The sequence below is a fragment of the Ruegeria sp. AH3 genome, from assembly GCF_056536265.1.
In genome coordinates, this window is sequence record NZ_JBQFJL010000001.1 from 1919854 (window position 1) to 1934675 (window position 14822).

12 protein-coding genes and 1 tRNA gene are annotated in these 14822 nt (G+C 59.3%); 7 read left to right on the forward strand and 6 right to left on the reverse strand.

All coding sequences use genetic code 11. From position 1 onward, the window contains the following. Window positions 1-99: 99 nt before the first annotated feature. Window positions 100-173 (reverse strand) — tRNA-Gly (locus ACR3EM_RS09625). Window positions 174-361: 188 nt separating this feature from the next. Here ACR3EM_RS09625 and ACR3EM_RS09630 point away from each other — a divergent pair. Further along, a complete protein-coding gene (locus tag ACR3EM_RS09630) occupies window positions 362-2005 on the forward strand; it encodes a hypothetical protein (protein WP_480470492.1) in 1644 nt (547 codons plus the stop codon). 158 nt (window positions 2006-2163) lie between these two features. Here ACR3EM_RS09630 and ACR3EM_RS09635 read toward each other — a convergent pair whose 3' ends face one another. Then, window positions 2164-2724: a tetratricopeptide repeat protein gene (locus ACR3EM_RS09635; RefSeq protein ID WP_480470493.1), complete on the reverse strand. Its 561-nt coding sequence runs from the start codon at window positions 2722-2724 to the stop codon at window positions 2164-2166. A 31-nt stretch (window positions 2725-2755) separates the two neighbouring features. Continuing rightward, window positions 2756-3241, reverse strand: a complete 486-nt coding sequence (locus tag ACR3EM_RS09640) for an Lrp/AsnC family transcriptional regulator (protein ID WP_480470494.1) — start codon at window positions 3239-3241, stop codon at window positions 2756-2758. Between the two features lie 103 nt (window positions 3242-3344). Here ACR3EM_RS09640 and putA point away from each other — a divergent pair, with 103 nt between their 5' ends. Both putA and ACR3EM_RS09650 read left to right on the forward strand, forming a co-directional pair. Continuing rightward, the gene (putA, locus tag ACR3EM_RS09645) at window positions 3345-6743 is read left to right on the forward strand and encodes a bifunctional proline dehydrogenase/L-glutamate gamma-semialdehyde dehydrogenase PutA (RefSeq protein ID WP_480470495.1); all 3399 of its coding nucleotides are present in this window, start codon (window positions 3345-3347) and stop codon (window positions 6741-6743) included. Between the two features lie 42 nt (window positions 6744-6785). Beyond that, window positions 6786-7529 carry a rhomboid family intramembrane serine protease gene (locus tag ACR3EM_RS09650; protein ID WP_480470496.1) on the forward strand — a complete coding sequence of 248 codons (744 nt, stop codon included), beginning with the start codon at window positions 6786-6788 and terminating at the stop codon, window positions 7527-7529. Between the two features lie 6 nt (window positions 7530-7535). Here ACR3EM_RS09650 and ACR3EM_RS09655 read toward each other — a convergent pair whose 3' ends face one another. Then, complete coding sequence (locus ACR3EM_RS09655; protein WP_480470497.1) at window positions 7536-8354, reverse strand: IclR family transcriptional regulator; 819 nt, start codon at window positions 8352-8354, stop codon at window positions 7536-7538. 191 nt (window positions 8355-8545) lie between these two features. Between ACR3EM_RS09655 and bhcA the strand changes: the two genes are divergently transcribed. The 4 genes from bhcA (at window position 8546) to bhcD (ending at window position 12936) form a co-directional block, all read left to right on the forward strand. Next, on the forward strand, window positions 8546-9736 hold the full coding sequence (bhcA, locus tag ACR3EM_RS09660) for an L-aspartate--glyoxylate aminotransferase BhcA (protein ID WP_480470498.1): 1191 nt from the start codon (window positions 8546-8548) through the stop codon (window positions 9734-9736). A gap of 10 nt (window positions 9737-9746) precedes the next feature. Beyond that, the gene (bhcB, locus tag ACR3EM_RS09665; RefSeq protein WP_480470499.1) at window positions 9747-10718 is read left to right on the forward strand and encodes a beta-hydroxyaspartate dehydratase BhcB; all 972 of its coding nucleotides are present in this window, start codon (window positions 9747-9749) and stop codon (window positions 10716-10718) included. An 11-nt stretch (window positions 10719-10729) separates the two neighbouring features. Further along, complete coding sequence (gene bhcC / locus ACR3EM_RS09670; protein ID WP_480470500.1) at window positions 10730-11893, forward strand: 3-hydroxy-D-aspartate aldolase BhcC; 1164 nt, start codon at window positions 10730-10732, stop codon at window positions 11891-11893. 77 nt (window positions 11894-11970) lie between these two features. After that, window positions 11971-12936, forward strand: a complete 966-nt coding sequence (gene bhcD, locus ACR3EM_RS09675; protein WP_480470501.1) for an iminosuccinate reductase BhcD — start codon at window positions 11971-11973, stop codon at window positions 12934-12936. 59 nt (window positions 12937-12995) lie between these two features. Here the strand turns inward: bhcD and ACR3EM_RS09680 are convergent, their stop codons facing one another. After that, window positions 12996-13781 carry an inositol monophosphatase family protein gene (locus ACR3EM_RS09680; protein ID WP_480470502.1) on the reverse strand — a complete coding sequence of 262 codons (786 nt, stop codon included), beginning with the start codon at window positions 13779-13781 and terminating at the stop codon, window positions 12996-12998. A 95-nt stretch (window positions 13782-13876) separates the two neighbouring features. Continuing rightward, on the reverse strand, window positions 13877-14782 hold the full coding sequence (locus tag ACR3EM_RS09685; protein ID WP_480470503.1) for a LysR family transcriptional regulator: 906 nt from the start codon (window positions 14780-14782) through the stop codon (window positions 13877-13879). Between the last annotated feature and the right edge of the window lie 40 nt (window positions 14783-14822).

Genomic DNA, 14822 nt, shown 5'->3' on the forward strand with positions numbered 1-14822 from the left:
TTTCAACGCTTCTTGGCGGCAGAGGCCGATGGGGTCAAGCATTGGGCGCAAATCGGACACGATCCGGGCCTTTTGACGCATTCGGCGGAGGGGCTGAACTGGAGCGGGTAGACGGAATCGAACCGACATAGCCTGCTTGGAAGGCAGGGGCTTTACCATTAAGCTATACCCGCTCAGCGTCTGGGCTGAGTAGTCCATGCGCCCCCGGGCGTCAAGAAGCGAAATCACCTATTTGTTTGGTTTTGCCATCCTCGGCTTATCTCGCTCCGGCATTGATCACAGAAATGTGATATTGTGTGGAAATCCGCGACACAGCGCACTGCTGAGCGTCTGCGCATGTACACCATGGGGGATATTCCAAATGACCGATTTTGACCTTGGCACCTACCAACGCAGGATTACCACTGGATCTCAAGATGCGCAGCGCCTGTTCGATCAGGGGCTGATCTGGTTGTTTGGGTATAATCATGAAGCGGCAGCGCACTGTTTTGAGCAGGCCATAGCTCAGGATCCGGACTGCGGCATGGCACATTGGGGCGTCGCTTATGCAATCGGCCCCAACTACAATAAACCTTGGGAGTTTTTTGAGCCCGATGAAAAAGTGGCCACGCTGGAACGAGCACATCAGGCGATCGACGCAGCGATGGCGCTGCGCGAGCGGGTTAGCCCGGTCGAAGCCGCGCTGATCGAGGCCATCGCCCACCGATTTCCAACAGATCCCACGATTGAGGATTACGGGCCATGGAATGACGCGTTCTCGGATTCGATGCGCCAAGTCTATGCCGCATATCCGGACGACCTTGAGGTCTCCTCGATCTTCGCCGAGGCGCTAATGAATCGCACCCCTTGGACGCTTTGGGATCTGAAGAACGGGGTGCCCGCTGAAGGTGCATCAACCACCGAAGCGCAAACGGTGCTGGAACGCGCCTTTGACACGTTGCCGGGCGCGTGGGACCACCCCGGCCTGCTTCATATGTATATCCACCTGATGGAGATGTCGCCCACACCCGAGAAGGCCCTGCAACATGGCGACCGGCTGGTCGATCTGGTGCCCGACAGCGGACATCTGGTGCATATGGCCACGCATATCGACGTTCTCTGCGGCGAGTATCAGAATGTCGTCTGGCGCAATCATCGCGCCGCCGCCGTCGACCAGAAATACGAAGCGATGGCGGGGGGTGAGAACTTCTATACGGTTTACCGCGTCCACAACGTGCATTTCGAAGCCTATGGCGCAATGTTCCTTGGACAACCCGAAAAAGCGCTGGCTGCATCTGAGGAACTGATGCGGATGCTGCCCGACAACGTGATCCGCTTTTTCCCGGACCTGTTCGAATCTTTCTACGGCAAGAAGATCCACGTTATGGTCCGCTTTGGCATGTGGCAGGAAATTCTGGACGAGCCACTGCCGGGGGATGCTGAGTTGTACAGCTACACCACAGCCGCGATCCATCAGGCGCGCGCCGTAGCTTTGGCCAATCTCGGGCAATTGGATGCCGCGCAGGAAGCGCGCGCACTTGCGGTTCAGGCACGCGAAGCCGTGCCGGAAAGCCGTCTGGTCTTCAATAACACCGCAGAGGATGTCTTGATGATCGGCGAGGCCATGATGGATGGAGAGATTGCGTTCAAATCCGGCGATCACGAAGGTGGCTTGGCGTATCTGCGCCGGTCTGTCGAACTGGATGATGCCTTGGTCTATGACGAGCCCTGGGGCTGGATGCAGCCCACCCGTCACGCATTGGGGGCATTGTTGATGGAGGCTGGCCAATACGAAGAGGCCGAGGCCGTCTATCGTGCCGATCTGGGCCTTGACGACACACTAGCCCGCGCCTGTCAGCACCCTCGCAATATTTGGAGTCTGCACGGCTTGCACGAATGTCTGGTCCGGCGCCGAGAAGAAACCGAAGCGCGGCATATCAAACTGCTGCTGGATCAGGCCTCGGCCCGCGCAACTATACCGGTACATGCGTCCTGCTATTGCCGCAGCAAAGCAAAAGCCGCCTAGGTCGTTTTTAGTTCGGAAACGCTAGGGTCCTGCTGCTGCAGCCGGTCGTACTAAGCTCTGCATTCGCGGCAGCCGAAGCAGAAACCACCATTGCGAGCTCATCGGTTAGTTGAACGGCGAGCATCCGCCTCTTAGCACCGGCACCGGGGACGTTTGGCTCAGATATCTTCACCCGGCGGATCAAGCAGTCCACCTGGTGCGAGCAAAGCACGTTCGGACAGCCACGGGTTCAACTCAAGGGCGTGATTCAGCGCCTCACGTGCTTCGTCGAGGCGTTTTAACCCCAACAACGACAATGCTCGCCCGCTCAGCGCAGCAACATGGTTCGGAGATAGTGCTATCGCGTGGTCCAAATCAATGAGGGCCGCGCCATAGTTTTGCTGGAGGTAATTGACAAACGCCCGCTGGTTATAGCCTTCGGCATAATCGGGGCAATAAGCGACCAAAGCGTCAAACTCGGCCAGCGCGCCCGCCAAATCCCATGCCTCGCGCAAAGACATTCCGCGGTCCAATAGGGTTTGCGCACGGACATCCGGCGCATCGGTCCAAAGCTGCCACATCTGGCCTGAAATGCCCCGTGCCTCGCGCTCGGTCACCGCGCCTTGGGCTTGCGCGATCAGCGCGTCGATCCCGGAGGTATGATCCGGCGCGACGGGGCAGTCAGCAGCGGCTTGCGCAGCAGAGGTAGCGAGAAATACAAGTGCAAGTGTGTGCTTCATCCTCTCTAACCTGATCCCGTCGGCCTATACGTCAACCGTTTTTTAGCGGGTTCAGCAGCCCGGTCTCTTTCACCGCCTCCATCGCCACGAAAGTGGATGTGTTGGCAACATGCGGCAGGGATGAGATTTTTTCGGCCAGAACCGTGCGGTATTCCGTCATTGAACGGGTGCGTATCTTGAGCAGATAGTCGAAGTTCGACGCGATCATATGGGCCTGTTCAATCTCGGCCACCTTGCGCACCGCCGCGTTGAACTCGGCCAGAGCCTTTTCGCGGGTGTCGGCCAGGCGCACCTCGACAAAGGCGACATGATCCAGCCCCAGACGGATCGGATCGAGCATGGCGCGATAGCCCGTGATGATCCCATCGACCTCAAGTCGCTTGAGCCGCGCCTGCGTTGGCGATTTTGACAGACCGATCCTGCGCGCCAGGTCCGTTACCGAGATCCGCCCATCTTCGGCCAACGCGGTCAGGATTGCCCGATCAAACCGGTCAAGGTCGGATAAATCGTTTTGCATCAGATACACCTCCGATTTCGGTCTATTCGACCGCTCAATCTGAAAATTCAGTCCATTTGCCTGCTGTTTCATCGATATATTAGGCAAAAGCCCCGGAGTACACATGTCACATATCCTGCGCACCAAAATCGATACACAAACCTATGCCGACCAGACCGCTGTTCTGGATGCCCTGATCACTCAGGCCGCGCTGTCACAGCCCGACCGAACGTCGATCTGTAATGCCGCGGCGCAATTGGTGCGCGATATCCGGTCCAGCACCTCCCCCGGTATGATGGAGGTGTTTCTGGCGGAATATGGCCTGTCCACCGACGAAGGCGTGGCCCTGATGTGTCTGGCCGAGGCGCTATTGCGGGTGCCGGATGCCGATACCATCGATGCATTGATCGAAGACAAGATCGCGCCCTCCGATTGGGGCAAGCATCTGGGTCAATCATCCTCGTCGCTGGTGAACGCCTCGACATGGGCGCTGATGCTGACCGGACGGGTCCTGGACGAAGACAAATCCTCGCCGGTCGGTGCCTTGCGCGGTGCAATCAAGCGCTTGGGTGAACCGGTGATCCGTACCGCAGTGGGCCGCGCGATGAAAGAGATGGGGCGTCAGTTCGTTCTGGGCGAAACCATTCAATCCGCGATGAAGCGCGCCAAGGGGATGGAGGACAAGGGTTACACCTACTCCTACGACATGTTGGGTGAGGCTGCGCGGACCGAGGCCGATGCCGCCCGCTACCACCTGTCCTATTCGCGTGCCATCGCCGCCATTGCCGAGGCTTGTATCCACAAGGACATCCGCGAGAACCCCGGCATCTCGGTCAAGCTGTCCGCGCTGCACGCCCGCTATGAGCTGGCGCAGGAACGGCGGGTGATGGACGAACTGGTGCCTCGACTGCGGGCGCTGGCGCTGTTGGCCAAGGCCGCAGGCATGGGTCTGAACGTCGACGCCGAAGAGGCCGACCGGCTGTCCCTGTCGCTGCAGGTCATCGAAGAGGTCATGGCCGAACCCGCGCTGGCAGGCTGGGATGGGTTCGGCATTGTTGTGCAGGCCTATGGCCCGCGCGCCGGATTGGTGCTGGACACGCTCTACGAGATGGCGGAGCGACATAACCGCAAGCTGATGGTGCGGCTGGTCAAGGGCGCGTATTGGGATACCGAAATCAAGCGTGCACAAGTTGAGGGCGTCGATGGCTTTCCAGTCTTCACCCAGAAGGCGGCGACCGACGTGTCCTATATCGCCAATGCCCGCAAGCTGTTGGGTATGACCGACCGCATCTATCCGCAATTCGCCACCCATAACGCCCACACGGTCAGCGCGATCCTGCATATGGCCGACGACCAGCCGTTCGAGTTCCAGCGCCTGCATGGGATGGGCGAAACCTTGCATCAGATCGTGCGTGACAAGCAGAATTCGCGCTGCCGCATCTATGCCCCTGTCGGGGCGCATCGGGATCTACTGGCCTATCTGGTGCGGCGTTTGCTGGAGAACGGTGCGAACTCATCCTTCGTGAACCAGATCGTTGATGAGGATGTCGCCCCCGAAACCGTTGCAGCCGATCCATTTCTGGCGGTTCAAACACCTGCCAAGCCGCTACCGACCGGACCTGAGTTGTTCGCGCCCGAGCGCCCCAATTCCAAAGGGTTCGATCTGCATCATACGCCGACCCTGGATCAGATCGATATCGCGCGCGATGCTTACCGCGCCCATCACTGGTACGCTCGGCCTTTGCTGTCAGACGACGCACAGCCTGAGGCGGACACACCCGTCATAAACCCGGCGCAGCCGCAGGATCGCCCCGGTTCTGTCGCCGCAGCCAGCACTACGGACGTGGAACTAGCGCTGGCAAGCGCGTGCCCGTGGCAGGCCTCGGCTGAAACGCGCGCTGCCGCGCTCAACAAGGCTGCCGATCTCTATGAGGCGCATTTCGGAGAGCTGTTTGCCCTGCTCGCCCGCGAGGCCGGAAAATCCGTGCCCGATGCGGTGGCCGAACTACGCGAAGCGGTCGATTTCCTGCGCTATTACGCCGCCAATATTCCTGCAGCCAAACCTGCAGGGATTTTCACCTGTATCAGCCCGTGGAACTTCCCCTTGGCAATTTTCACCGGGCAGATTTCGGCAGCACTGGCTACCGGCAATGCCGTGCTGGCAGCCCCTGCCCCGCAAACGCCGCTGATCGCGCACCGTGCCGTTCAGCTGATGCACGAGGCAGGCGTTCCGCGCGATGCTTTGCAGCTGCTGCCGGGTGGGCCGAAAGTGGGTGCGGCCCTGACATCTGACGAACGGGTCTCGGGCGTGGCCTTTACCGGATCGACCGCGACTGCGCTAAAAATCCGGACCGCCATGGCGCAGCATATGCGACCGGGCACGCCTCTGATCGCCGAAACCGGTGGTCTGAACGCCATGATCGTGGACAGCACCGCCCTGCCCGAACAGGCCGTGCAGTCGATCATCGAAAGTGCATTCCAGTCGGCAGGTCAAAGGTGTTCAGCCCTGCGCTGCCTCTATCTGCAAGAAGACATCGCCGATGATGTTCTGACCATGCTTCAGGGCGCAATGGATGCTTTGCAGGTCGGCGACCCGTGGCTGATCTCAACCGATTGCGGTCCGGTGATTGACGAGCAGGCCCGGCAGACCATCGCGGATCACGTGGCCAAAGCCCGCGCTGAGGGACGTGTTCTGAAAGAACTCTCCACCCCACCCGAAGGCACGTTTATCGCGCCAACTCTGATCGAAATCCCTGGCATCGCAGCGCTGCAGCGCGAGGTGTTCGGCCCGATTCTGCATGTCGCCCGGTTCAAAGCACAGGATATCGATAAGGTAATCGCGGATATCAACGCCACAGGTTACGGCCTGACATTCGGTCTGCACACACGGATCGATGACCGGGTGCAGCATGTGACCGAGGCGATCCATGCCGGCAACATCTATGTCAACCGCAACCAGATCGGCGCGATCGTGGGCTCGCAACCCTTCGGAGGCGAGGGCCTATCAGGCACAGGCCCCAAAGCGGGTGGCCCGAACTATATGGCGCGGTTCTGTGCCCCGGATCGGCAGGCAAGTTCAGCAAGCTGGGAAAGCGCGGCAGAGCTGGGCGCCCCCGAAGGTCAGCCAGCCCCGCCCCGCACCCAATCGCTGCCCGGCCCCACTGGCGAATCGAACCGTCTGACAGAATATGCACGGCCACCGCTATTGTGCATGGGACCTGGACCTGAGGCCGCGCAAGCACAGGTCGATGCAGTGAAAGCTCAGGGTGGGACGGCAATCCGGATGACCGGGGCACTAGATCTGCACCGGCTTGAAAACCTGGCCGGATTCTCGGGCGTTCTGTGGTGGGGCGACGAAGATACCGCCCGTCAGATCGAGCAGCACCTGGCCCGGCGGGATGGCCCGATCATTGCTCTGATCCCCGGCCAGCCCGATCGCGCGCGCGTGTTGGGAGAACGCCATGTCTGCGTCGATACCACTGCCGCCGGAGGCAACGCCGCCCTTTTGGGAGGTGCGGCATAACCGGACCTTGACGCTGGGCGACGAAAAGCCCAGCGTCGCGCCATGTTTCCGATCCGTGACCATAACCCTTCGGGGCGTACTCCGTTTGTCGTCTACGCCCTGATGGCTGCCAACATCCTGATCTTCCTCAGCTATGTGGGGATCATGGAGGATGCGCGGCTGATCAACCGGTTTTATTTCGACTATGCCGTCATTCCGGCGCGCATCTCGGACGGTATCGCGCTGGAAACGCTTGTGAGCTCGATGTTCCTGCATGGGGGCTGGATGCATCTGGCCGGAAACATGCTGTTTCTATGGATATTCGGCGACAATCTCGAAGATGAAATGGGGCACTTCCTGTTTCTCGCATTCTATCTGTTGGCGGGAATCGGGGCGGGCCTGATCCACGTGATTTCAGCCCCGGATTCGGTGGTTCCGACCATCGGCGCATCCGGAGCAATTGCTGGGGTGATGGGGGGATATCTGCTTTTGTTCCCAAAAGCCCGAGTGGATATCCTGCTGATTCTGATCGTCTATTTCCGCGTCTTCACGATCCCTGCCTTTGTGATGCTGGGCGTTTGGCTGGGTCTGCAATTCTTCGGCAGCCTGTCCAGCAATCCGGATGAAGGCGGCGTCGCCTATTGGGCGCATACCGGAGGGTTCTTTGTCGGGCTGGTGCTCTGCGTCCCGCTCTGGCTCAGGCGCGGCGGAACCGAGTTCTGGAGTCGGACACACGGCCACCCACCGCACCCCGAACACGAGTACAAGTTATCGCAATCGCGTATCCCAAAAGTGCCGCGCAAATAGCGCTGTTTACTCTGGCAACCGTCCACCGCTGAGCCGCGTGATCTCTTCTGCCGCATGGGTGACCAGCGCTCCCAGCTCCGGCGCACGCGCCTTGCTGAACCGCACGGTCGGTCCAGAAACCGAGATACCCCCGCAAGGTTCACCTCGATCATCAAAAATGGCCGCGCCGATGCAGGACATACCTTCATAGCGCTCTTCATGATCATGGGACCAACCGCGTTGCCGGGTCAGGGCCAGATCCTCCATCAGACCTGTATCAGGGAGCCTCGTGTTCGCTGTAAAAGATATATGCGCGCTGGCCTCCAACAATTTGCTTAATCGCTCTTCGCGCATCGCGGCCAAAATCGCCTTGCCCGTGCCCGAGGCATACATGGGCGTCCGCGCGCCGGGCGGAAAAAACGCCCGGATCGGGTTCTGAGTCTCGACCTGCCCAACGAACACAACCTGTCCGCCATCCGGCACGGCCAGATTGGCCGTTTCACCACTTTCCTGCATCAAACGCCGCAGGATCGGCCTGCCAATCTCAAGTACGCTGTTGCGGCGTAGGAACGAAGCTCCGGTGCGATAAGCCTCTATCCCGATCATCCACTCCTGGCGTTCTTCATCGAAGGTGACGAACCCATGTTTCTGCAGGGTCACAAGGATACGATGGGTGGTCGCGGTCGGAACTTCCACTTCACGCGCAAGATCGCTGAGCGCCGAACGTTCGAGCCGCGCCACCGTAGTAAGAACGCCCAACGCGCGGTCGAGCGATTGCATGGTTCCCGCCGAGCTTTCCTTGAACAGTGATTTCGGCCTGCCACGAGGTCTTTTCTGCGATTCCATTCCGGCTGATCTCTCCGATCTTTTGGACGCGGTCGTTTCCAACGGTCTATCGAGCGCAATTTCGAGAAACTGAAACCTATTACATTTCAGTTGCTTGCCATTTATCTATCTATAATGAAAATATTTTTCAAGAAAATTGCAAAAAAGCGAAACACGGGTGACACTTGGTTCGAGAGCAAAGGACAAGAGCCATGTCAAACCAGAACCCGGTCTTCATTCCCGGCCCGACCAATATCCCTGATCGCCTGCGGCTTGCGATGCAGGTGCAAACTCAGGACCACCGCGCGCCGGACTTTGTCGAGACATTTGCACCGGTGCTTGAGGATACCAAGAAAGTGTTCGGCACAAGCGATGGCGAGATCGTCACCTTCCCCGCCAGCGGCACCGGTGGCTGGGAGGCTGCGATCACCAACACCCTCAGCCCCGGCGACACGGTATTGGTGGCACGTTACGGCGTGTTCAGCCATCGTTGGATCGACCTGTGTCAGCGGCATGGTCTGGACGTTCGGGTCATCGAATGCCCCTGGGGTACCGGCGCACCCGCCGATCAGTTCGAGGCCGCGCTTGCAGCGGATACATCGCATCAGATCAAGACCGTTCTGGTCACCCATAACGAAACGGCAACCGGCGTGCGCTCGGACATCGAAGCGGTGCGCAAAGCGATGGATGCGGCCGACCACCCGGCGATGATGTTCGTCGATTGCGTCAGCTCTCTGGCCTCGATGCCGTTTGAGTTTGACCGCTGGGGCGTGGACATCGCCGTCTCTGGCTCGCAAAAAGGGTTCATGCTGGCCACGGGCATGGCGATCCTGTGCGTCAGCCCCAAGGCTCTGGACGCGATGGAAACCGCCAAACTGCCCCGCACTTTCTTCGATTTCCGCGACATGATGGCCGCGAATGCGTCGGGCGGATTTCCCTATACGCCGCCGCTGCAGCTGATCTATGGCATGCGCGAAAGCCTGAAGATGCTGTTCGAAGAAGGGTTGGAAAACGTCTATGCCCGACACCACAGACTTGCCGAGGGCGTCCGCCGCGCGGTCGATGCCTGGGGGTTGAAACTGGTCGCGCAGTCGCCCGATCTCTACTCGGACACTGTCAGCGCGATTTATGTGCCCGAAGGCTATGACAGCAACGTGTTGACCGATCATGCGTTCAACACCTATGGCGTGTCCTTTGGCATCGGTCTGGGCGAGTTGAACGGCAAAGCCTTCCGCATCGGCCATCTGGGCAGTCTAACGGATGTGATGGTGCTGTCCGGTCTGGGTGCAATCGAGATGGCGATGGCGGATCTGAACTATCCGATCGAACTGGGCAGCGGCGTGGCCGCGGCGCAGGACTATTATCGCACCGGTCCGACGGGCCACGCCAAAGCCGCAGCCTGAGGAGGAAACGATGTTGGACCATATCCCGGCGACCGATCTGACCATCGACGACATGCGCACCGCGCATGACCGGATCAGACCCTATATTCGCCGCACGCCCATCATGACCTCGGACTATCTGAACGACCTGACTGGCGCCCAGCTGTTCTTCAAATGCGAGAACTTTCAGGAAGCGGGCGCGTTCAAGGTGCGCGGGGCCTGCAATGCCGTGTTTGGCCTGAGTGACGATATGGCCGCAAAAGGCGTCTGCACGCATTCTAGCGGTAACCACGCTCTGTCGTTGTCCTATGCCGCTGGTCGACGCAGCATCCCCTGCAACGTGGTCATGCCGCGCACCGCACCGCAAGCCAAGAAGGACGCCGTGCGCCGCTATGGTGGTACGATCACCGAATGTGAGCCCTCCACCTCTTCCCGCGAGGCGACGTTTGCTGAGGTGCAGGCGCGGACGGGTGGAGAGTTCGTGCACCCTTACAACGATCCACGCGTCATCGCCGGTCAGGCCACCTGCTCGGCTGAGATGCTGGAGCAAACCGATGGCGTGGACGCCGTGATCGCCCCAATTGGCGGCGGCGGCATGGTTTCGGGCACCTGTCTGACGGTCTCGAACCTTGCGCCGGACACGACGATCTACGCGGCTGAGCCCGAGCAGGCCGACGATGCCTATCGGTCTTTCAAAGCCGGCCACATCATCGCCGATGACGCGCCCAAAACAATCGCCGACGGGCTGCTGGTGCCGCTCAAGGAAAACACCTGGCACTTTGTATCCAACAATGTGACCGACATTTTTACCGCCTCCGATGCTGAGATCATCGATGCGATGAAACTGACCTGGAAATATCTGCGGGTGGTGATGGAGCCGTCCTCGGCGGTGCCTCTAGCGACGATCCTCAAAAACCCCGAGGTCTTTCGCGGCAAGCGCGTTGGCGTGATCATTACCGGCGGCAACGTGGATCTGGACAAACTACCCTGGCTGACAGGGTAAGGAGAAACAGGATGAACAAACCCATGAATATCGATCAACTCGAAGTTGGCTACGACATCCCTGCCGCGATTGGCATGGATGAATCAGAGATCCAGACGCCTTGCCTGATCCTCGATCTGGACGCGCTAGAGCGGAACATCAAGAAGATGGGCGACTACGCCAAGGCGCATGGTATGCGGCACCGGGTGCACGGCAAGATGCACAAATCCGTGGACGTCGCGAAGCTACAGGAACAACTGGGCGGCGCAGTCGGCGTCTGCTGCCAAAAAGTGTCCGAGGCCGAGGTGTTTGCGCGCGGAGGCATTAAAGACATTCTGGTCTCGAACCAAGTGCGTGACCCGGCCAAGATCGACCGATTGGCGCGCCTGCCCAAACTGGGCGCGCGCACGATTGTCTGCGTCGACGATGTGCAAAACGTCGCTGACCTGTCTGCTGCTGCCTTGAAACACGGCACCGAACTGGAAGTCTTTGTCGAAATCGACTGCGGCGCGGGCCGCTGTGGTGTCACCACAACCCCCGCCGTGATTGAAATCGCCAAGGCCACACAGGCCGCACCAAACCTGAAATTCACCGGCATTCAGGCGTATCAGGGTGCGATGCAACACCTCGACACCTATGAGGCTCGTAAGGAAAAGCTGGATATAGCCATTGCAATGGTCAAAGACGCGGTCGATGGGCTGAAGGCCGAAGGGATCGAATGCGAACTGGTTTCGGGTGGCGGAACCGGATCGTATTATTTCGAAAGCAATTCGGGCGTCTACAACGAGTTGCAATGCGGTTCTTACGCTTTCATGGATGCGGATTATGGTCGCATTCTCGACGAGAACGGCGAACGGATCGATCAGGGCGAATGGGAGAACGCGCTGTTCATCCTGACCAGTGTGATGAGCCACGCCAAGGCAGACAAAGCGATTTGCGATGCAGGCCTGAAGGCGCAGTCTGTCGATAGCGGCCTGCCCTTCATCTATGGGCGTGATGACGTGGAATACCTCAAGTGTTCAGACGAACACGGCGTGATCGGTGACCCGGATGGCGTGCTGAAGGTCAACGACAAGCTGCGGCTGGTGCCCGGTCACTGCGACCCGACCTGCAATGTCCATGACTGGTATGTGGGCGTGCGGGGCGGCAAGGTCGAGGCGCTTTGGCCGGTATCGGCCCGCGGCAAGGCTTATTGATCTGCCGATAAAAGCAGCAAAGGGCGGCGAGTCGATGCCGCCCCTTTTTGATGTCATCATAAAGAAAGGCATATGCGATGATCATCGTCCCTGAAAAGGAAATCGGCGCTCTGCTGGGTCGTAAGGAAAGTTATACCGCTGTCGAACAGGTATTTGCCGCGATGGCCGCAGGTGATGCTTATAACTTCCCGGTCGTGCGCGAGGCGATTGGCCATGCGGATGCACTCTATGGATTTAAGGGTGGGTTTGACCGTGCGGGTATGTCTCTAGGCCTGAAAGCCGGAGGGTATTGGCCCAACAATCTGGAAACGCATGGTCTGATCAATCACCAGTCCACCGTGTTTCTATTCGATCCCGATACCGGCCGCGTCCGCGCCATCGTCGGAGGCAACCTTCTGACCGCGCTGCGTACGGCAGCGGCCTCATCAGTGTCGATCAACCATCTGGCGCGCAAGGATGCCAAGGTAATCGGGATGGTCGGCGCAGGTCATCAGGCAACATTTCAACTGCGCGCGGCGTTAGAACAGCGCGCCTTCGAGAAAGTCATCGGATGGAACCTGCATCCCGAGATGCTGCCCAACATTGAAAAGGTCGCGGCTGAAGCGGGTTTGCCATTTGAGGCCGTGGGCCTGCCCGGCATGGTGCAGGCGGATGTGATTATCACCGTCATCTCCTCCTTCGCGCCGAACCTGATGTCTGAACATGTCTCGGACGGCACTCACATCGCCTGCATGGGCACCGATACGGTCGGCAAGCAAGAGGTCGCCACCGACCTGATTGTCCGCGCAAGTGTCTTTACCGACGAGGTCGCTCAGGCCGTGACACTGGGTGAATGCCAGCATGCCGTAGCTGCCGGAACCAAAACCGAAGGCGATATCCGTCAGATCGGAGAGGTCATCAATAGCACCCATCCCGGACGCACCTCCGATGATGAAGTGACCCTATTCGACGGCACCGGAGTTGGGCTGCAGGATCTTGCAGTGGCAAGTACTGTTGTCGATCTGGCGGTCCAGCAAGGCATCGCGATCGAGGTCGACTTCTAAACCAAAACGCGCGCCCGGATCGGACGCGCGCATCGCGATCATTATATCAGGGTTGGATGTCAGCCCCGGATCACCTTCGCGAAATTGTCAAAGATCGGCTCATTGGCACAGATCACTTCGCCATCCTCAAGCACGCTGCCTTCGGGGTTCAGTGGCTGAACAAATCCGCCAGCCTCTTTCACGATGATGATACCGGCGGCCAAGTCCCACGCATTCAGACGACGTTCCCAGAAGCCTTCGTAGCGACCGGCGGCCACATAGGCCATGTCCAGTGCTGCAGCGCCCCAGCGACGCACACCGGCGCAGGCGGGCATCAATCGGGCCAGATCCTGCAGAGTCGCAGGCAGGTCCGAGCGGCCACCAAACGGCAGACCTGTCGAGAAGATGGATTCGATCATGCGGTGACGGCCTGAGACGCGGATGCGGGTATCGTTCATCCACGCGCCTTCACCTTTTTCAGCAAAGAACATCTCGTCCTTGGCAGGGTCATAGATCACACCAGCGACGATCTTGCCCTTGTGTTCCAACGCAATTGAAACCGCCCAGTGCGGCAGCCCGTGCAGGAAGTTGGTGGTGCCGTCCAGCGGGTCAACGATCCAGCGACGGGTCGGGTCTTCGCCGTCTATCGAACCGCCCTCTTCGGCGAGCCAGCCATAGGTCGGACGCGCACCCAGCAGTTCCTCTTTCAGGATGGCCTCGGCGGCGATATCGGCTTTCGACACAAAGTCGCCCGCGCCCTTCATCGACACCTGCAGGTTCTCGACTTCACGAAAATCCTTGACCAGAGACCGTCCCGCTTTGCGCGCGGCTTTGATCATGATGTTGAGATTTGCACTGCCAACCATTTTCCATAGGCTCCTGTTCGGTCAAGCCGCGCGTATACTGGCGCAATGCGCCCTTGCCAAGAGGAATGATACGCATGGCTGCCCTGCACCGGGCGCTACTGCGATTGAAGCGCGCGCGCCTCGGTGCGGGCCAGCTTTACCAGTTCCTGAACAAAAGGTTTTTCAAGGTCCTCACTGCGCACCGCAGCATAGAGCCTGCGAGTGATGCCTTCTTTGGTCAGCGGACGGGTGACATAGTCGGAGTTGTACTTGACCTCGCGCACCACCCAATCCGGCAGCACGGAAATGCCGCGGTTCGAGGCGACCAGCAACAGGATAACGGCGGTCAGTTCGACCTGCCGGATCGAGGCCGGCTCAACTCGTGCCGGGATCAGCAACTGGCTGAACACATCCAGACGCGTGCGTTCAACTGGATAGGTGATCAGGGTCTGGCCACGAAAATCCTCGGCCTCAATGTAGGGCTTTTCGGCCAGAGGGTGAGACGAGGCGGCGACGAAAACTGCATTATAGTCAAACAGCTCGACAAATTCGACGCCGGGCAGATCTTCGGGATCGGAAGAGACCACCAGATCGACCTCTTCCTTCTGCAAAGCGGGCAGCGCGTCGAAGGCCAGCCCGGGGCGAATATCCACATCAACATCCGGCCATGACTTGCGGAACGCTTCAAGCACCGGAAACAGCCATTCAAAGCAAGCGTGGCATTCAATCGCGATATGCATACGGCCCGTGCGCCCATCGCGCAGCGAGGAAAACTCGTGCTGCATTGCCTCGACCTGCGGCAGAATCTGTTCCGCCAATCGCAGCAGACGCAGACCTGCCGCTGACAGTTTCATCGGCTTCGACCGGCGCAGAAACAGCTCAACCCCGGCTTGATCCTCCAGACCCTTGATCTGATGGCTCAGCGCGGATTGCGTGATGTTCAGTTGATCAGCCGCCCGCGCCAGACCACCGCATTCATGGATGGCCTTGATGGTCCGCAGATGTCGAAACTCGATATGCATATATCACATGACTCATGTTGTTCTTGAACAATATGAGTTT